The organism is Salinimicrobium tongyeongense (genome assembly GCF_026109735.1).
Lineage (GTDB): Bacteria > Bacteroidota > Bacteroidia > Flavobacteriales > Flavobacteriaceae > Salinimicrobium > Salinimicrobium tongyeongense.
The window spans coordinates 1,534,804-1,552,137 of sequence record NZ_CP069620.1 but is presented as its reverse complement, the minus strand read 5'-3'; the positions used below and the strand labels follow the sequence as shown (position 1 = coordinate 1,552,137).

The following is a 17,334-nucleotide window of genomic DNA, read 5'->3' as shown; positions in this document are numbered from 1 at the left end:
GTTCTTTTACACGGTTAAACCTCTGGAAGACAATTCGCTGCTGGCCCTGCTCACATTGTCTGTGGCTATTTGGGTTTTAAGCCATTCGGCCAGTTCGTACAATCCATCTTCAAATTTCACTTCGGGAGTGAATCCCAGTTTCTCTTTTGTTTTGGTGGTATCTGCAAAGCAATGCCTTATATCTCCCACCCTGTATTTTCCGGTGACTTCAGCTTTAATATTTTCTTTGCCCATTACTTCGGCCAGTTTATCGGCAATTTCAAGTATGCTGTACTGGTTACCGCTACCCACGTTAAATACTTCCCCGTTGGCTTCAGGTTTTTCCATGGCCAGCCTAATGGCACGGGCCACGTCTTTTACATGAATAAAGTCCCGCTTCTGTTTCCCGTCCTCGAAGATCATGGGGGCATTGTTGTTGAGCAGGCGGGAAGCGAAAATTGCAAGCACGCCGGTATAAGGGTTTGACAGTGCCTGGCGGGTTCCGTAGACATTAAAGAACCGCAAAGCTGTGGTGGGAATATTGTAGGCTTTGCCGGTAATGAGGCTTAGCCGTTCCTGGTCATATTTTGAAAGGGCATAAACCGAAGAAAGATTAGGGGTTTTAGACTCGGGAGTCGGTACAGGTTTGAGTTCTTTTCCCTGGCTGTCATACATTTCCCACTGTCCTTTTTTAAGGTCGCCAAGTTTGCGTTCACAGTCCATTTTTTTCTCACCTGCCTCATTGAGGTAAAGGCCTTCCCCGTAAATGCTCATGCTCGATGCGGTAACTAATTTTTCCACCGGCCTGTCCATTAACGCCTCCATGAGTACTGCCGTGCCCAGGTTATTAACATGGGTGTAGTCTTTGATCTGGTACATACTTTGGCCAACCCCTACCATGGCAGCCAGATGTACCACGGCATCTACGCCTTCAAGAGCCTTTTCAACAGCTGCTTTATCGCGCACATCTCCAATTTGCAGTTCCACATTTGGGTTGAGATATTCGGGGCGTGAGGCATTCTCCCCATGCACCTGCTCTGAGAGGTTATCCAGAGCCCGTACTTTATATCCTTTGTTTAGAAGCTCATCTGCAAGATGAGACCCTATAAATCCTGCTCCTCCGGTAATTAATACTTTCTTCTGCATTTGATTGGTTTTGGTTGGTTAGAAGTTTTGCAATAATGGTCTGGTTGTGATCTTATTTATGCTGGTGCCTTTTTTCTTGTTGAGTGCATACCACACGTCTTCTGCAATTTCTTTAGGGTCTATGGCACCCATACCCATTTCTTCCACGGAAGCATTTCCGGAGATTTCATGCTCAAAAAAGGCAGTATCTACTATGCCGGGGCTTACCACCGTAACGTTGATGTGCGGAAGCGACTCCAGCCTTAAGGTTTCGGCAATTACCTCCAGGGCCGATTTTGAAGCTGCATAAATTCCTCCATAGGGGTGGGGCTGGGAGGCCGAAACTGAAGAAATGAATACCACATTTCCCCCTTTTTGAGAGATCATGTGCGGGGTAAATGCCCGAATGCATCTTAGAGGCCCCATAACGTTGGTCTCGAGCACTCCTTTCCATTTTTCGGGATCCCCTTCTGAAAGTTTTTCCTTAATGCCCTGCCCGGCGTTTATTATGAGGTAATCGGGATGGCCCACATGCTCTGTGGTCCAGGCATACAGCTCATCAATCTCCTGGGCATTTCTTACGTCGCACTTGTGAAAGTGAAGGTTTTCCTCTTTAAAATGCCCTTTTTGAAGATCAGCTACAACCACCTTTACTCCTTCTTTACTCAGTTTTTCGGCTATTGCTTTGCCTATACCACTACTCCCGCCGGTTACAAGTGCTATTTTGGAAGTAGTTTGTTGGCTCATTTAGACTGGTTCTTTTTAGGTTCAATAAATATGTGAGAAACTGCGTGCGAATTTTTCCCGACAGGTGAACTAAAAGGGGGGAAGGGAATTCCTGCGGAAAAAAAACGGCTGAGTTTCCTCGCCGCTCGATATTTTCAAAGGTACATGAGGAGCCTGTGAAATTATGCTAAAGCTAAGCTAAAACATTCTTAAACCCCTAGATTTTACTGGGCTTTCGGGGTAGGATCAGCAGCCGTAAAGCGGGCTGGCCACGTGAGATAATTCGTAATAAAGGCAGCAGCAACAAGGGGTTGAAGAAGCCCTTAAAACAAAGAACAGGAGTTTTAGGGCTCCTGTTCTTTAATTTAAAAAAATCATTGTCGTCTGGAGGAAAGGTCAAAAGCTAAAAACCATGCTTGTATACCTTTATTAGGCTTAATTACTGGCGAATTATGGCCTTAGCTCCAATTTGATTTATTTAATCGGACAATGCTGATTAAAAATGAGAAAATCTTCATGCCTTACAGTACTTCTGAAGGCTTTTTTGCCATTTTATAGCCTTGTCGAGACGGTCTTTTTTCTCCGTAACCGGGTCTTCCTCTTCAGCATAAAAGATAAGGGTTTTGTCTTCCCTGCTCTTACTCTTCAGCAGAAGGGAGATTTCCCTAATCTCATCGAGCACCTGGGTGCTTTTCTCATCTTCATCTATTTTAATGAGATCGATCTTCAAGATGTCCTGGAGGTTTATTTCCTGAAGTTCGGCTTTGTTAGAAGACTTCAGCAGGAAAAATTTTCCGGCAGTTTTATCGAGGCCTATAGACAGGCCGTAAGTATTATCGGTTTCATCAAGCCTGTAACCTTTTTCACCTGCCAAAAATGCCATTTTTTGAGCTCGTTTTTTTTCTTTGTGCGATTGGCTGTAAACCAGGTAACCAACGGGAGCTATGAATAGAATTAATAGTCCCAGCCCCATAAGGGTGGATGCTGTATCCATTTTTTATATGATTTATTGTGAACGATTTATTTTTATCCTGAATGGTTGCAAGAGTTGCAGGAGGGCGTTCACCAGAAAAAATGTTTGGGGAAAAGCTGGGTTTTCAGATCTTTCCGAAGATCTCTTTTAAAGCTGAAATATGCCGCCTGAGTGACATTTTTGGGAAGTATGTGAGGAATAAACCTTACTGAAGAAATAGCCGGGCAACTGTCTTTTTTAAGTTCGGGCAGCTCCGGGAATAAATTCTCGCGGTAAGCGACAGAAAGAGGGTTGGCAGCTGCCAGTTTTTCGGAAGCAGGTGAGTGCTCCTCACGTACTTCCGAAATACTAAAAGCATAGCCCGATGCCCCTCCAATGCTGAAAAATGCAAGAAGGAGAACCAGTATCTTCATCCCTATTTTAGGCTGCTGCTGCACAGGCTAAAGGTACTCAAAAAGTGCGCCGTTATAGCAGTTTTACAGCATCTTTGGCAAAATAACTGGCTATCATTTTTGCGCCGGCTCTTTTAATGGCCGTGAGCTGCTCTAGCATCACCGCATCGTGATCTAACCAGCCTCTTTCGGACGCTGCTTTGAGCATGGAATATTCCCCGCTCACCTGGTAAACCGCAACGGGTACATTTACGGTATTTTTGATCTCTCTCACAATGTCCAGGTAGCAAAGGCCGGGTTTTACCATCACCATGTCGGCACCTTCTTCGATATCCTGCAGGGTTTCTTTTATGGCTTCTTCGCGGTTGGCGGGATCCATCTGGTAAGTTTTCTTGTCGCCAAATCCCGGGGCCGAATCGAGCGCATCGCGAAATGGCCCGTAAAAAGCTGATGCGTACTTGGCACTGTAACTCAAAATTCCTGCGTTGAAGTGGTTTTCCTGTTCCAGAAGTTCCCTTATTGCCTTTATGCGGCCGTCCATCATATCACTTGGCGCAACAAAATCGGCACCAGCCTGCACATGAGAAAGTGACATTTTTGCGAGGACTTCTTTTGTAGGGTCGTTCAGGATCTGTCCGTTTTCTACAATCCCGTCATGGCCGTAAGAAGAATATGGGTCTAGAGCCACATCGGTCATGACCAGCATTTCCGGAACGGCATTTTTGACAGTTTTCACTGCCCTTTGCATCAAACCATCGGGATTAAGGGCTTCGGTTCCCTGGTTGTCTTTAAGGGTATCGGGTACTTTCACAAAAAGCAGTACCGATTTCAAACCGAGGCTCCAGAGTTCTTTCACCTCGTTTTCAAGAAGGTCAAGGCTATACCTGAAGTAATTTGGCATAGACGCAATCTCTTCCTTTATATTTTTTCCTTCCACAACAAAAAGAGGAACTATAAAGTCATTTGGGGTGAGCAGTGTCTCCCTCACCAGCCCTCTTATGGTTTCGTTTGTTCTAAGTCTGCGGTTTCGTATTAGCATAATTCAAAATTCAAGATTCCTGTTATTCAAGGTTTAATGTTTATAGTTCAAGGTCTGAATGTCATAAACACTTTCACTGACCATTAAATCAAACCCATTTCCGCGGATTCGCCAGGACCTCCACCAGCTTCTCCTCCTCACTTCCTGGCTCGGGGTGGTGGTCATATACCCACTGAACGTGTGGCGGTAAACTCATTAAGATACTTTCTATCCTGCCATTGGTTTTTAGTCCGAACAGCGTGCCTTTGTCGTGAACCAGGTTAAATTCCACGTAACGGCCCCGCCTTATTTCCTGCCAGTTCCGCTGCTGTTCATTGTAGGGCAGATCTTTTCTTTTTTCAACTATTGGAAGGTAAGCTTCCAAAAAACTGTCGCCCACATCGGTGACAAAATCATACCATTCCTCGCTGCTCCTTTCTTCAGAAGGCCTTAAATAATCAAAGAACAAACCGCCAATCCCACGGGCTTCATCCCGATGGGAGTTCCAGAAATACTCGTCACAGCGTTTTTTGAATTCCGCATAAAAATCTGGATGATGCCGGTCACAGGCAGTTTTACATATTTGGTGAAAATGTTTGGCATCTTCTTCAAAAAGATAATAAGGAGTAAGATCCTGTCCGCCGCCAAACCAGCTATCTACCGTGTTTCCTCCTTTGTCATACATCTCAAAATAGCGCCAGTTTGCGTGTACAGTGGGTACCATTGGGTTTTTTGGGTGTAGCACGAGGCTTAATCCGCAGGCAAAGAAGTTCACATCGCCCACCCCAAAATGTTTTTGCATGGCAGGGGCAAGCGGGCCATATACTTTAGAAATGTTCACGCCTCCTTTTTCAAAGACATCACCTTCTTCAATCACCCTGGTGCGGCCACCGCCACCTTCAGCCCTTTTCCAGAGGTCTTCTTTAAAAACGGCTTTTCCGTCAATGGCTTCAAGGTTGGCTGTGATGCGATCTTGCAGGTCCTGTATGTATGCGTAAAATTTCTCCTTCATTTTTTCTGAAGCTTTTTTCTGAAAGCTTTTTTCTGAAAGCTTTTCCTAATGATTAGCCTTTATATTCCTTTACTGCTTCAACAAAAGCAATGGCATTTTCAACAGGAATATCGGGTAAAATTCCGTGGCCAAGGTTTACCACATACCTGTCTTTCCCAAACTGGTTGATCATATCGTGTACCATTTGTTTTATTTGGGTCGGTGGCGAATAAAGGCGGCTGGGGTCAAAATTTCCCTGCAGGGTGATTTCGCCTCCCGTTAATTTTCTCGCCATTTGCGGGGAGCAGGTCCAGTCTACGCCAAGAGCCGAAGCGCCCGATTTGGCCATGGTATCAAGGGCAAACCAGCAGCCTTTTCCAAAGGCGATCACCGGGATTTCAGGTTTTAGCGCATCAATGATCTGCTGAATGTATTTCCATGAAAATTCCTGGTAATCTTCGGGAGAAAGCATGCCGCCCCAGGAGTCAAATACCTGAACCGCATCTACCCCTGCCTCCACTTTTGCCTTCAGGTAAGCTATAGTGGTATCAGTGATTTTCTGGAGCAGGGTATGGGCAGCCTGCGGATTTGTAAAACAGAATTTCTTTGCAATATCAAAGTTTTTGGAACCCTGGCCCTGTACCGTATAGCAAAGTATCGTCCATGGGGAGCCAGCAAAACCAATTAACGGCACCTCGTCATTAAGCTCCTTCTTGGTCATTTTAACGGCGTCCATAACATAACCCAAAGTTTCATGAACATCGGGAACAATTACTTTTTCAACATCAGCCATCGTCCTCACCGGATTGGGTAACCATGGGCCCAATCCAGGTTTCATTTGCACCTCAATATCCATCGCCTGTGGCACCACTAAAATGTCGCTGAACAAAATAGCGGCATCGGTACCTACCTGGTGAATTGGCATTACGGTAATTTCTGTAGCCAGTTCAGGTGTGCGGCAGCGGGTAAAGAAATCGTACTTATCCTTGAGCTTCATAAAATCGGGCAGGTACCTTCCTGCCTGGCGCATCATCCATACCGGTGGCCGCTCTACAGTTTCGCCTTTTAAAGCTCGAAGAAAAAGATCGTTTTTTATCATAATTTTATTATTCGAATGTTAGTTGTGCAGACAAATTAAGTCTGCGTATATCGTGAACTTCCTGAAAATTTTGTTTTTTTTCACTAGAGCTTTTTTCCAGCGTTTCAGGTCTCATTTTTATTAGGTATGCCGGTTTATCTAAAAGTTTTTACCACCTGCACAATGACATTTTCAATAGTAGGTGTGCTGGCGATAACAATATTATCTGTAAAATTCTTTGCTTCGGAAGCTGTTGTGGTCCCAATACAAAAGGCTGTGCTTTGCTTTAAATCATTTCTGGAACAGTAACTTCGCACTGCGCTGGGGCTAAAGAACAGCACTCCCTCAAAGATACGATCTATTTTTTTGGGCACCGAAAGGGTGTCGTATACTTCTACTTCGGTAAGTGGTACCCCTGCCGATCTTAATCGCCCTGGGATCTCGGGACGCCTCTTTTTTCCGCAGAAGAACAGGAAATTTTCTTTACTGTGGTTTTCAATGATTTCTGAAGCTAAAAGGGCCCCGTAATTTGCCATTTTTGACACCCTGAAGCTGTTATGTTTCAGGAAAGCTTCGGTTTTTTCGCCTACACAAAAAATATTTTTCTGCTGAATTTCCTTTATCCGAGGATGCTGAAGTATCGCCCTTACCGAATTTTTGCTCGTAAAAATGACATTTTCAGGGAGCGTTCCAATTTCAAAATCCAAAGGTTGTATCGCAATAAAATCGGTTTCCACGAGGCCTATTCCTTTATTTAAGAGCAGTTCTCTCTGGCCCCGGCTTAGTTTTTTTGTAGAAAGTACACTTGCGCCCGCTCTCTCTCTGGAAAGTGACCTCTTAGCCTCGTGTCTGGTTTCTTTAGCGGACAAAAGATTGTAAGATTAGCCTTTGGTGTTGTTTACCTCTTCCTTGATCTTGCGCATAAGCACATCGCCGCCGGCATTTAACACTTCCTCGGCACATTTGCGCCCAAAACCTTCATACTGAGATACCGGAATTTCTTTTTCTACTCCAATTCTCTCCTGACCGTCAAGGCTGAAAAGTGCCGCTGTAAAATGTACAGTCTCGTCTTGAATGGTAGCGAGGGCACCAATAGGTGCGGTACAACCACCTTCCAGCACTCGTAAGAATTCTCTTTCAATGTGTACACAAACTGCTGTAGGTTTATGGTTTAAAGCAGCAAGGGCTTTTCGGCAAAACTCATCATCTTCTTTTGCCACCACCAGCATGGCTCCCTGTGCTGGGGCAGGGATCATCCACCTGAGGTCAATATAAGCCTCGGGAGTTAAATTTATACGCTCAAGGCCTGCCGCTGCAAATACAGCACCGTTCCAGTTACTGTCTTCCAGTTTTTGAAGCCGGGTATTCACATTTCCGCGCAGGTCAACGATCTCGTGGTTGGGGTATTTATGTAACCACTGTGCCTGGCGGCGCAGGCTTCCGGTGGCGATTATTCCGTCATCATCATTGAGGAAATCGGTTCCTTTATGCACCAGAATGTCGTGCGTATTTGCCCTTTTTAAGACCGCAGCCTCTACAATGCCCTGTGGCAGTGCAGTAGGAACATCTTTCATGGAATGTACGGCGATGTCTATTTGATCTGTGATCATGGCGACATCGAGGGTTTTGGTGAAAATTCCGGTGATCCCGAATTCGTACAGGGGCTTGTCAAGCACCAGGTCTCCCTGTGATTTTACCGGCACCAGTTCGGTTTTGTGCCCCAGTTTTTCCAGCGCATTCTTCACGGCATTTGCCTGCCACAGCGCAAGTTCGCTGTCACGGGTTCCTATGCGAATCACTTTGCTCATCTTTTCACGGTCTCTTCAAGTTGAAACACCTTCTGGATCAATTCCAGGCTTTCATCGGTAGAATTGGAATCGCCTTTTAAGTGATTGGCAAACTGGTTCATGATCTTTTGAATAATGCGATCTCCCAGCACTTCAGCCTGGCGTTCATTAAAATTCTCTATTTTTTTGCGTTGAAAATCCACTTCCGCATCTTTCATTGTGCGGAGTTTCTTTTTCAGGGCTTTTATGGTAGGGGCGAATTTTCGGGTTTCAAGCCATGAGTTGAAATCGGCTTCCATTTCAGCAATGATCTCGTGAGCCTGTGGGATGGCGGCTTTTCTTCTTTCCAGAGTCTCATCGGTGATCTGTGAAAGGTGGTCAAGGTGAATAAGGGAAACCCCGGGAAGTTCTTCAACTTCATTAGCCACATTCTTAGGGATAGAAAGGTCTAAGATCAACAGGTCTTTCTTGTTAAAGATAAGGTCTTTGGTAATGGTTGGGTTTTGAGCGCCCGTAGCCACTATCAAAACATCGGCCTGTCTTATTTCGGCCTGTAGATCGGCATAATCCTTAACGGTAAGATCAAATTTTCCGGCAATTTTTTCAGCCTTGTCTTTGGTCCTGTTGATGAGGGTGATGTGGTGGTTCTTGGTGTGTTTTACCAGGTTTTCGCAGGTGTTACGCCCAATTTTTCCGGTTCCAAACAACAGGATATTGAGATCGGCAGGGTTTTCAAAATTCTTCAGAATATATTGCACCGATGCAAAACTTACTGAAGTAGCTCCCGATGATATTCCTGTTTCATTCTTAATGCGCTTGCTCGCCTGGATCACCGCATTCACCAGCCGCTCTAAAAATGGATTTGAGACTCCGATATCCTTTGATTGTGTAAAAGCCGATTTTATCTGGCTAATTATTTCAAAGTCCCCCAATATCTGGCTGTCAAGACCGGTGCCCACTCTAAACATGTGAGAAATGGCATCTTTGTTTTTATACACATAAGCCACTTTTTCAAATTCTTCAACGGTGCCGTGGGTATGCTCGCAAAGCAGTTTGATCAACTGGAAAGGGTGTTGGGCAAAACCGTAAATCTCGGTTCGGTTACAGGTGGAGGTTACAATGAGCCCATCAATACCTTCAGCTTTTGCCTGCTCAAGCAAATTTGTCTTTCCGGTATCGTCCAGGCTAAAATGTCCTCTTACTTCTGCATCGGCTTTTTTGTAACTAAGCCCTATGGTATAAAAATGTTTTCCTCTAGAAATATTATAATCTTCCATGTACCTGAATAGCATTCTAACGGGCAAATTTAAGCTAAGGCTAAAGTAAAAAACAACGCTCAAAGTACATTTTTTGTCGTTGCACGTGATTTTGTACCAAAAACTGATCAAAATCATTTATTTGAGCTATTTTTACCTGTGAAATATGGAAATGCAGCAATTTTGTTTAGAACGTTTCTAAATAGAAGCTACTGAAAAATTGATTTTGCCATGCAGGAAAATGTCGCTCAAAGTACCTATGAAAAAACCCGTTTGGAAGAAGGATTTTATCTGCTCCGGTTCCAAAATCCCACCAGGGAGCGGGTGAAAATTCAGCGGAATATCAACAGTAATTTTATACAGTTTCACTTTTCAGGAAAGGGGGAAGGAAGGTTTTTTTTCAATAACGGCAGTTACAAGGTCCCGTTGCTAGAAGAAAATGCACTGCTTTTGTACAACCCAAAAAGAGACCTGCCCATAGATTTGGAGCTACAGGCCGGCAGCTGGGTAATTTCTATAGTGATCTCCTTAAAAAAATTTCATGCGCTTTTTTCTGAAGAAGCGGGTTACGTAAGTTTTTTTAGCCTTGAGAACCGCGATAAACAATACTATAAAGACAGCCCCCTCACGCCGGGAATGGTGATCGTATTGAACCAGATTGCCAATTACAACGTGGTGCCCAGCATCAAAAACCTATATTTTAAGGCCAAGGCATACGAGTTGCTCAGTTTGTTTTTTAATAAATCTGAAGAACCCGATGTTGAACAATGCCCTTTTTTAAGTGACGAAGAGAACGTGCTTAAAATTAGAAAAGCCAAAGAAATTATCATTGCCAATATGGCCGAGCCACCTTCGCTGCAGGAGCTTTCACGGGAAATAGGCCTAAGCCTTAAAAAGCTGAAAGAAGGCTTCAAGCAGATCTACGGAGATTCGGTGTTCAGCTTTTTGTTCGATTATAAGATGGAATATGCCCGCAAGCTGCTCGATTCGGGCGAATACAACGTGAATGAGGTGGGGTTAAGGATTGGCTACAGCACCTCGAGCCACTTTATAGCAGCGTTTAAAAAGAAATTTGGCACCACCCCAAAGAAGTATCTCATGTCGCTTTCTTCGGAAAGCTAGGCTATAAATTTCTTCAATGGAACTATTTTTTTTGAGCTTTTCTGAAGCTTTTTAGCCGAATTTAATAATCGTATTTTTGCCACAAATTTAACAGATGAGTAAAGGAGTATTATTGGTGAACCTGGGTTCGCCCGACAGTACAGATCCGGAAGATGTAAAGAAATATCTGGATGAATTTCTTATGGATGAAAGGGTGATAGATGTACCCTATTGGGCACGCACGCTGCTGGTGCGTGGCATCATTTTAAATACCAGGCCCAAAAAATCGGCTGAAGCTTACCAGAGAATCTGGTGGGACGAAGGCTCGCCCCTCATTGTACTTTCCGAAAGGCTGCAGCAAAAAGTAGATGCGCTAACCTCTGTGCCCATTGCCCTTGCGATGCGTTATGGAAAACCTTCCATTAAAACAGGCCTCGAAGAATTACAGGCGCAGGGGGTAGATGAAGTATTGATCTTTCCGTTGTATCCGCAGTTTGCCATGGCCACTACCGAAACCATCCTGGTGCTGGCAGAAGAGCTCAGGAAAAAGCATTTTCCGCAGATGCAGTTTACTTCTGTCCCCGCATTTTATAATCACGATGATTACATTCGGGTGTTGAGCTCAAGTATTTCAGAATCTTTAAAAGGGGTAGATTTTGATCACCTTTTGTTTTCCTACCACGGGGTTCCAAAAAGGCATATTAGAAAGAGCGATATCACTAATTCTCATTGCAAGATAGATGGCAGTTGTTGCCAGACAGCTTCGGCAGCGCATCAATTCTGCTATCGCCACCAGTGTTACGAGACCACCAAGCTGGTAGCCGAACAGCTGGGGCTTGAAAAGGGGAAATTTTCGGTATCATTTCAGTCCAGGCTTGGGTTTGATCCATGGTTGCAGCCTTATACCGACCGTACCATCGAAAGAAAAGGCCTTGAAGGGGTGAAAAATCTTGCTGTGGTATGTCCGGCCTTTGTTTCCGACTGTTTGGAGACGCTTGAGGAGATCGCGATGGAAGGAAAAGAGATCTTTGAAGAAGCCGGCGGTGAGAAATTTACCATGGTACCCTGTTTAAATGACCGTGATGACTGGGTGAAAGTGCTGGCCCGGTGGATTGACGAGTGGGCGCACCAGAATGTGGCCGTATAATGCCATTTTTGACACCTTAGCTTTAGAACGGGCTTTTCATTATCTTTGATACACTATGGAAAAGGATAAGCTAAAATTAGAACTTCTGCAAAAGATAATCGCCTGTGAGAATGAGGTTATTTTAAAAAAGGTAGAAGAATTACTCTTTGGAGTTTCTGAAGCCGGGTTTGAAAAAATTTCCATATGTGATGATTTACAGGTTGACAGGCACTTCGGTGCTTATCTTTTCCATCTTTCACACATATCTAAACCCCAGCAAAAAACCTTCAGCATAAATTGGAATACTACAACTATATCAAATCGCTGCACCTCATTTTTGTGATCACCTGGTTCGCCGGACTCTTTTATATTCCGAGGCTTTTTATATACCACATCGAAGCACTTGATAAACCCGAACCTCAAAAGAGCATTTTAAGCGATCAGTTAAAGATCATGACCAGGAGGTTGTGGTATATCATTACCTGGCCTTCGGCTATTCTTGCCACCTGTTTTGCGGTATGGCTGCTTATCCTGGTGCCGGGCTGGCTTCAAATGCCCTGGATGCACGTGAAGCTCACTTTCGTACTGCTTCTTTTTGCCTATCATGGCAAAAGCCATCATATTTTTAAGCAACTCCAAAAAGATAAGGTAACCTGGACGTCAAACCAGATGCGGCTCTGGAACGAGGGTTCAACCCTAATCCTGTTTGCGGTGGTATTTCTGGTAATTTTAAGAGATGCGCTTAACTGGATCTTTGGCCTGGCAGGGATATTTTTACTGGCCGCAATGCTAATGCTGGGAATCAAAATCTATAAGCGTATACGCACAAGAAACGAAGAGCATTAGAACGGTTCAATTATTGTTGCGTAAATAGTCATTCTAAAATCATCTTGTTTGAAGTTTTCTTTAAGAACCCGAATATTTCTTTCCATGATCGTGCTGGTGCTGCTGGCATCCATACTCATTGGAGGAATCACGGTTTTGCAGTACAAACAGGAAGCCCAAGATTACCACAGGGAAAGGCTTGAACGCAAGGAAGAGGCTATACGGGAACATATCAAGTTTGTGGTGGAGAGTACCACTTATGAGATAAAGGAGGAGACGGTGTACCTCATTCTTAAGCAGGATGATAAGATCCACGAGATCTCTCAGGTGCATAATATGCCCATTAACGTTTACAGCCTTGATGGAGACCTCATCTTAAAATCAAACCAGTCTTTCTTCCCCGATACTACCGATCTTCGGCTTGATAACAGCATACTTGAACAGCTGGAATCTTCTTCGAGAAAAAGGATCATCAGGCAGACTGTCAAAAATGACAAAAGGTTCCAGTCTTCTTATACCTATATTACTGACAATAAATTCAGGCCCCTGGCTATTCTCAACCTTCCGTATCTCGAAGATGATTACTTTATAACCCGCGACCTCAGGAACTTCCTCGTAAAGCTCACCGAAGTCTATTTGTTCATGCTGGTACTGGCCATTTTGCTGGCTTACTTCCTGTCAAAATATATCACCCGAAGTTTAAAAACCGTTTCAGAAAGGATACATCAAACCCGGCTCGACAAGAAGAACCACAAGATTGAAATTGGCAACGTGAGTGAAGAGATCTATACGCTGGTGGCGGCCTACAATTCGATGATAGACGAGCTGGAAGAAAGTGCCGCGAAACTGGCTACCAGCGAGCGGGAACAGGCCTGGCGAGAGATGGCAAAACAGGTGGCGCATGAGATCAAGAATCCGCTTACGCCCATGCGCTTAAGCGTGCAGAGCTTTCAGAGAAAATTTGATCCCAATGATCCGCTGATGCAGCAAAAGGTAGATGAGTTCAGCGATACTTTGATCACGCAAATAGATACCATGAGCTCAATTGCTTCGGCCTTTTCGAATTTTGCCAAGATGCCGGCGCAGCAAAATGAGACCCTTAATGTGCCAAAAATAGTAAAACTGGCACTCGATATTTTTAATGAAGATTACATCCTTTTTTCTTCGGAAAAAGAGGAAATAGTAGCCAAATTTGACAGGACCCAACTCATAAGAGTGGTGACCAACCTGGTCAAAAATGCCGTGCAGGCCGTAGAAAAAGAGGAAAATCCGGCGGTGCTGGTCACCGTGACCGAAGAAGAAGACCGGGCCTGCCTCATAGTTTCCGATAATGGCATGGGGATTTCCGAAGAGAACAAAGAGAAGGTGTTTGAGCCCAAGTTTACCACCAAATCGAGCGGAATGGGACTTGGCCTCGCCATGGTAAAAAACATAGTTGAAAGTTGCGGCGGGAGCATTCAGTTTACGTCCAGATTAAATAAAGGCACTATCTTTAAGGTGCATTTTCCAAAATAGTTAATTATGAATTTTGAAAATATTCTGTTCGAAGAGAACAACAACATTGGTTACATCACGATCAACCGCCCAAAAAAGTTAAACGCCCTCAACAAAGCGACCATAGAGGAGCTTAACGAGGCTTTTGAATCGGCCAGGGAAGATCATGACATCAAGGTGATCATTCTCTCCGGAAGCGGCGAAAAAGCCTTTGTTGCCGGTGCCGATATTAGTGAATTTGCTGAATTCTCCCAAAAAGAAGGTCGGCGTCTTGCGGCTGAAGGGCAGGAGAAACTGTTTGATGTGGTTGCCAATTTTCCGAAGCCAGTCATAGCAGCCGTTAACGGTTTTGCTTTGGGTGGCGGCCTCGAACTCGCCATGGCAGCACATTTTAGGATTGCCAGCGACAACGCTAAAATGGGCTTGCCCGAAGTTTCTTTGGGGGTGATTCCCGGCTATGGAGGTACGCAAAGATTACCACAGCTGGTGGGCAAAGGCCGCGCGATGGAAATGATTATGACCGCAGGGATGATAGATGCGCAACAGGCACTCGATTACCAGCTTGTAAACCATGTTACCGCGCCCGAAGATCTTATTCCGCTTGCTGAAAAAATTGCAGGAAAGATCATGAACAATTCCATGGTGGCAATTTCGGCTGCTATACGGGCTGTAAATGCTAATTATGAAGTGGGGGTCAACGGATTTGAAGTTGAAATTGATGCCTTCGGAAGCTCTTTTGGAACCGAAGATTTCAAGGAAGGAACTTCAGCATTTTTAAATAAAAGAAAAGCCAGTTTTCCCGGAAAATAGTTTAGATATCAGATTTTAGATATGAGATTTGAGAAAAGGCTTTGGGCGTCATCCGGAGCTTTTTTGTTTTAATTAACTTTGGATTTTATCCTATTATTAGGAAAAAATCCTATTTTTGTCCCTTATGCGAGGGAACGATTTTATCAAAGGAAGGGGAGCGCAGGAGCAGGTAAAGAACAGATTTGACGCCTTATCTTACCAGATGAGGGATGATTTCCTGAACTATTGTGCTGCCGAAGGAGAGGAGGCTGCGCCTTCAAAAACGGCTTTTCTCGATACCTTTCCAAAAACTATAGTCAACAAAGTTACCAGCCCCGATGTGGGGATGGAATTTTCTCTAAACCCATACCAGGGCTGCGAACACGGCTGTGTGTACTGCTATGCCCGCAATTCTCATGAGTATTGGGGGTTTGGGCCGGGGCTTGATTTTGAACAGAAGATCCTGGTGAAACGCAATGCCCCGCAGCTGCTGGAAGCCAAACTGCGCAGCAAGAGCTGGAAAGCAGCTCCCATCGTGCTTTCGGGAAATACAGATTGTTACCAGCCGGTAGAGCGTAAACTCGAGATCACCCGGCAGTTACTTCAAATCTTTTTAAAATACAGGCATCCCGTTGGGATAATTACCAAAAATGCCCTTATTCAAAGGGATTTGGATATTCTTCAGGAACTGGCAAAAGACAATCTGGTACGGGTGAATCTTTCCATTACTTCCCTTGAAGAAAAAAACCGGCAACTCCTGGAACCTCGCACGGCCAGCATCAAAAAGCGCCTGCAAACCCTGGAGTTGCTCAGTAGCAAAGGAATTCCGGTGAATGTGATGATGGCGCCCATTATTCCCTCAATTAACAGCCACGAGATCCTGCCGCTGGTGAAAGAAATTTCAGAAAGGGGTGCCTGTGGCGTGGGTTATACCGTGGTGAGGCTTAACGGGGCCATTGGTGAGATCTTTGCTTCATGGATACGAAAAGCCATGCCGGGAAAGGCAGATAAAGTGCTGCATCAAATCGCCGAATGCCACGGCGGAAGCCTCAACGACAGCCGCTTTGGAACCCGAATGAAGGGCGATGGCAACATCGCCGACCAGGTGGCACAGCAATTTGCCATTGCCCGGAAGCTTTATCTTAAAGACAGGGAGCGCCCCGTTTTAAATTGCGATTTGCACGAGCAGTATAAAGATGGCCAGATGAAGCTGTTCTAAAAATGCCATTTTTGAGAGGCTAGTCCCCATTCTTTATAGAACTGTTCAAGAAACCCAACCATGAAATCATGACGTTCCTGGGCTAATTTTTTCCCCGTATTCGTGTTCATCCTGTCTTTAAGCAGGAGAAGTTTTTCGTAAAAATGGTTTATTGTGGGGGCTGAAGAAGCTTTATATTCCTCTTTGGTCATATTGAGGTTCGGTTTTATATCCGGATCAAAGATGGGCCGGCCCTTGTGGCCACCGTAGTTAAAGGTGCGGGCAATTCCTATGGCACCAAGAGCGTCAAGGCGATCGGCATCCTGTACTACATCAAGTTCGGGGGAGCTAAATTCCTGAGCCTCATTTCCTCCTTTAAAGGAGATCCATTTAATGATATTCTCTACATGAAGAATAGCATCTTCGGGCACTTGTTGTTCCTGTAGAAACTGCCTCGCTATTTTGGGGCCTATAGTTTCATCACCGTTGTGGAATTTAGAATCGGCAATATCGTGAAGTAAGGCTCCAAGGGCTACGATAAACCCATCTACTTCTTCGGAAGCGGCAATAATTCTGGCATTTTTGAATACCCGTTCAATATGGAACCAGTCGTGGCCGCCTTCAGCATTTTTCAATTTTTCCTTAACAAAATCAACAGTACGGGCAATGATCTGGTCTTTTTCCATAGGTGTCAAAAATGGTATTTTTAGATGATGTCGGCGGTAATGCTGCGTTCCACCTGGGCTACGAGTGCATCGGGAGTGTCAGATTTAGCTGAGACCGGTTCGTGAACTTTCAGCATAAGGTGTACGCCAATGCCCATGGGAAAACTTCCGTAGCGAAACAATTTCCAGCTGTTGTTGATGGTAATGGGCACAATAACGGCTTCAGGCATCTTCTTGATGAGCAGCTGCAAGCCCTGCACTGCAAACTTTTTGGGAGCCCCGGTGCGGCTGCGGGTTCCTTCAGGAAAAATAACTGCCGATCTGTTATTCTGGTTGAGGTAATCGGCAAATTTGCTCATTTTCACCAAAGCCTCGCGGCCATTCTTGCGGTCAATGAGAAGGTTTCCGCCGTGACGCAGGTTGTAGGAAATACTAGGGATTCCCCTGCCCAGTTCTTTCTTGCTCACAAATTTTGGATGATGTTCTCTAAAATGCCATATAATGGGCGGAATATCGTACATACCCTGGTGATTGGCCACAAAGATGCAGGGCCTGTCTGTAGGCAGATTATATTCATTCTCTATACTGAAGCGGGTGCCGAGAAGATTAAGGCAGCGCAGCAGGAAGAAATTGAAGACGTCAACGCTCTTTTTGTGGGGCTGATAGCCTCCCAGGTTAAAACACAGCCACTGTATGGGGTGGAAAACCAGCAGGTTGATAAAAAAGAAGATGTAAAATACTACCGAAAGCGGGTAAGAAAGGATCTTTTTGAAGGTTTTCATTTTTACTTGCTTGCAAAAGGCTGCAATTT

The 17,334-nt window shown here is 44.7% G+C and carries 19 protein-coding genes; 7 read left to right on the top strand and 12 right to left on the bottom strand.

What is annotated here, in order from left to right; all coding sequences use genetic code 11:
* Positions 1-6: 6 nt before the first annotated feature.
* The 10 genes from JRG66_RS06900 to hemA all read right to left on the bottom strand — a co-directional run bounded on the left by JRG66_RS06900 (position 7) and on the right by hemA (position 9,346).
* Positions 7-1,125: an SDR family NAD(P)-dependent oxidoreductase gene (locus JRG66_RS06900; protein ID WP_265165151.1), complete on the bottom strand. Its 1,119-nt coding sequence runs from the start codon at positions 1,123-1,125 to the stop codon at positions 7-9.
* A gap of 18 nt (positions 1,126-1,143) precedes the next feature.
* Positions 1,144-1,851, bottom strand: coding sequence for an SDR family oxidoreductase (locus JRG66_RS06895; protein WP_265165150.1), 708 nt, complete (start codon positions 1,849-1,851; stop codon positions 1,144-1,146).
* Positions 1,852-2,344: 493 nt separating this feature from the next.
* Positions 2,345-2,824 carry a hypothetical protein gene (locus JRG66_RS06890; protein ID WP_265165149.1) on the bottom strand — a complete coding sequence of 160 codons (480 nt, stop codon included), beginning with the start codon at positions 2,822-2,824 and terminating at the stop codon, positions 2,345-2,347.
* 68 nt (positions 2,825-2,892) lie between these two features.
* Positions 2,893-3,216, bottom strand: coding sequence for a hypothetical protein (locus JRG66_RS06885; RefSeq protein WP_265165147.1), 324 nt, complete (start codon positions 3,214-3,216; stop codon positions 2,893-2,895).
* Positions 3,217-3,268: 52 nt separating this feature from the next.
* A complete protein-coding gene (gene hemB, locus JRG66_RS06880; RefSeq protein ID WP_265165146.1) occupies positions 3,269-4,234 on the bottom strand; it encodes a porphobilinogen synthase in 966 nt (321 codons plus the stop codon).
* 88 nt (positions 4,235-4,322) lie between these two features.
* Entirely contained in the window at positions 4,323-5,225 is a 903-nt protein-coding gene (gene hemF / locus JRG66_RS06875; protein WP_265165144.1) for an oxygen-dependent coproporphyrinogen oxidase, read from the bottom strand.
* 52 nt (positions 5,226-5,277) lie between these two features.
* A complete protein-coding gene (gene hemE, locus JRG66_RS06870; protein ID WP_265165143.1) occupies positions 5,278-6,303 on the bottom strand; it encodes a uroporphyrinogen decarboxylase in 1,026 nt (341 codons plus the stop codon).
* Positions 6,304-6,437: 134 nt separating this feature from the next.
* Positions 6,438-7,151, bottom strand: coding sequence for a uroporphyrinogen-III synthase (locus tag JRG66_RS06865; RefSeq protein ID WP_265165142.1), 714 nt, complete (start codon positions 7,149-7,151; stop codon positions 6,438-6,440).
* 12 nt (positions 7,152-7,163) lie between these two features.
* Positions 7,164-8,090, bottom strand: coding sequence for a hydroxymethylbilane synthase (gene hemC, locus JRG66_RS06860; protein WP_265165140.1), 927 nt, complete (start codon positions 8,088-8,090; stop codon positions 7,164-7,166).
* Positions 8,087-9,346, bottom strand: coding sequence for a glutamyl-tRNA reductase (gene hemA / locus JRG66_RS06855; RefSeq protein WP_265165416.1), 1,260 nt, complete (start codon positions 9,344-9,346; stop codon positions 8,087-8,089). The genes hemC and hemA overlap by 4 nt, the downstream gene beginning before the upstream one ends.
* Positions 9,347-9,556: 210 nt before the next feature.
* Here hemA and JRG66_RS06850 point away from each other — a divergent pair, with 210 nt between their 5' ends.
* The 7 genes from JRG66_RS06850 to JRG66_RS06820 all read left to right on the top strand — a co-directional run bounded on the left by JRG66_RS06850 (position 9,557) and on the right by JRG66_RS06820 (position 15,879).
* The gene (locus tag JRG66_RS06850; protein ID WP_265165138.1) at positions 9,557-10,447 is read left to right on the top strand and encodes an AraC family transcriptional regulator; all 891 of its coding nucleotides are present in this window, start codon (positions 9,557-9,559) and stop codon (positions 10,445-10,447) included.
* Between the two features lie 94 nt (positions 10,448-10,541).
* Positions 10,542-11,573: a ferrochelatase gene (gene hemH / locus JRG66_RS06845; protein ID WP_265165136.1), complete on the top strand. Its 1,032-nt coding sequence runs from the start codon at positions 10,542-10,544 to the stop codon at positions 11,571-11,573.
* Positions 11,574-11,628: 55 nt separating this feature from the next.
* On the top strand, positions 11,629-11,895 hold the full coding sequence (locus JRG66_RS06840) for a hypothetical protein (protein ID WP_265165135.1): 267 nt from the start codon (positions 11,629-11,631) through the stop codon (positions 11,893-11,895).
* Positions 11,850-12,398 (top strand): CopD family protein, encoded by a 549-nt coding sequence (locus JRG66_RS06835; RefSeq protein WP_265165133.1) that lies wholly within the window; start codon positions 11,850-11,852, stop codon positions 12,396-12,398. Before JRG66_RS06840 ends, JRG66_RS06835 begins: the two co-directional genes overlap by 46 nt.
* Positions 12,399-12,482: 84 nt before the next feature.
* Positions 12,483-13,892: a sensor histidine kinase gene (locus tag JRG66_RS06830; RefSeq protein ID WP_265165415.1), complete on the top strand. Its 1,410-nt coding sequence runs from the start codon at positions 12,483-12,485 to the stop codon at positions 13,890-13,892.
* 6 nt (positions 13,893-13,898) lie between these two features.
* Complete coding sequence (locus tag JRG66_RS06825; protein WP_265165131.1) at positions 13,899-14,681, top strand: enoyl-CoA hydratase/isomerase family protein; 783 nt, start codon at positions 13,899-13,901, stop codon at positions 14,679-14,681.
* 124 nt (positions 14,682-14,805) lie between these two features.
* Entirely contained in the window at positions 14,806-15,879 is a 1,074-nt protein-coding gene (locus tag JRG66_RS06820) for a PA0069 family radical SAM protein (RefSeq protein ID WP_265165130.1), read from the top strand.
* Here JRG66_RS06820 and JRG66_RS06815 read toward each other — a convergent pair.
* Entirely contained in the window at positions 15,876-16,544 is a 669-nt protein-coding gene (locus JRG66_RS06815) for an HD domain-containing protein (protein WP_265165413.1), read from the bottom strand. The genes JRG66_RS06820 and JRG66_RS06815 overlap by 4 nt on opposite strands.
* Before the next feature lie 20 nt (positions 16,545-16,564).
* Positions 16,565-17,305: a lysophospholipid acyltransferase family protein gene (locus JRG66_RS06810; protein ID WP_265165128.1), complete on the bottom strand. Its 741-nt coding sequence runs from the start codon at positions 17,303-17,305 to the stop codon at positions 16,565-16,567.
* Positions 17,306-17,334 lie beyond the last annotated feature (29 nt).

Excerpts from the sequence above, each read along its gene's own strand:
- JRG66_RS06825 (WP_265165131.1), top strand. The coding sequence starts at position 13,899 with ATGAATTTTGAAAATATTCTGTTCGAAGAGAACAACAACATTGGTTAC.
- JRG66_RS06810 (WP_265165128.1), bottom strand. The coding sequence starts at position 17,305 with ATGAAAACCTTCAAAAAGATCCTTTCTTACCCGCTTTCGGTAGTATTT.
- hemB (WP_265165146.1), bottom strand. The coding sequence starts at position 4,234 with ATGCTAATACGAAACCGCAGACTTAGAACAAACGAAACCATAAGAGGG.
- hemC (WP_265165140.1), bottom strand. The coding sequence starts at position 8,090 with ATGAGCAAAGTGATTCGCATAGGAACCCGTGACAGCGAACTTGCGCTG.
- hemF (WP_265165144.1), bottom strand. The coding sequence starts at position 5,225 with ATGAAGGAGAAATTTTACGCATACATACAGGACCTGCAAGATCGCATC.
- JRG66_RS06820 (WP_265165130.1), top strand. The coding sequence starts at position 14,806 with ATGCGAGGGAACGATTTTATCAAAGGAAGGGGAGCGCAGGAGCAGGTA.
- JRG66_RS06815 (WP_265165413.1), bottom strand. The coding sequence starts at position 16,544 with ATGGAAAAAGACCAGATCATTGCCCGTACTGTTGATTTTGTTAAGGAA.
- JRG66_RS06900 (WP_265165151.1), bottom strand. The coding sequence starts at position 1,125 with ATGCAGAAGAAAGTATTAATTACCGGAGGAGCAGGATTTATAGGGTCT.
- JRG66_RS06885 (WP_265165147.1), bottom strand. The coding sequence starts at position 3,216 with ATGAAGATACTGGTTCTCCTTCTTGCATTTTTCAGCATTGGAGGGGCA.
- hemA (WP_265165416.1), bottom strand. The coding sequence starts at position 9,346 with ATGGAAGATTATAATATTTCTAGAGGAAAACATTTTTATACCATAGGG.
- JRG66_RS06890 (WP_265165149.1), bottom strand. The coding sequence starts at position 2,824 with ATGGATACAGCATCCACCCTTATGGGGCTGGGACTATTAATTCTATTC.
- JRG66_RS06840 (WP_265165135.1), top strand. The coding sequence starts at position 11,629 with ATGGAAAAGGATAAGCTAAAATTAGAACTTCTGCAAAAGATAATCGCC.
- JRG66_RS06895 (WP_265165150.1), bottom strand. The coding sequence starts at position 1,851 with ATGAGCCAACAAACTACTTCCAAAATAGCACTTGTAACCGGCGGGAGT.
- hemH (WP_265165136.1), top strand. The coding sequence starts at position 10,542 with ATGAGTAAAGGAGTATTATTGGTGAACCTGGGTTCGCCCGACAGTACA.
- hemE (WP_265165143.1), bottom strand. The coding sequence starts at position 6,303 with ATGATAAAAAACGATCTTTTTCTTCGAGCTTTAAAAGGCGAAACTGTA.
- JRG66_RS06830 (WP_265165415.1), top strand. The coding sequence starts at position 12,483 with ATGATCGTGCTGGTGCTGCTGGCATCCATACTCATTGGAGGAATCACG.
- JRG66_RS06850 (WP_265165138.1), top strand. The coding sequence starts at position 9,557 with ATGCAGGAAAATGTCGCTCAAAGTACCTATGAAAAAACCCGTTTGGAA.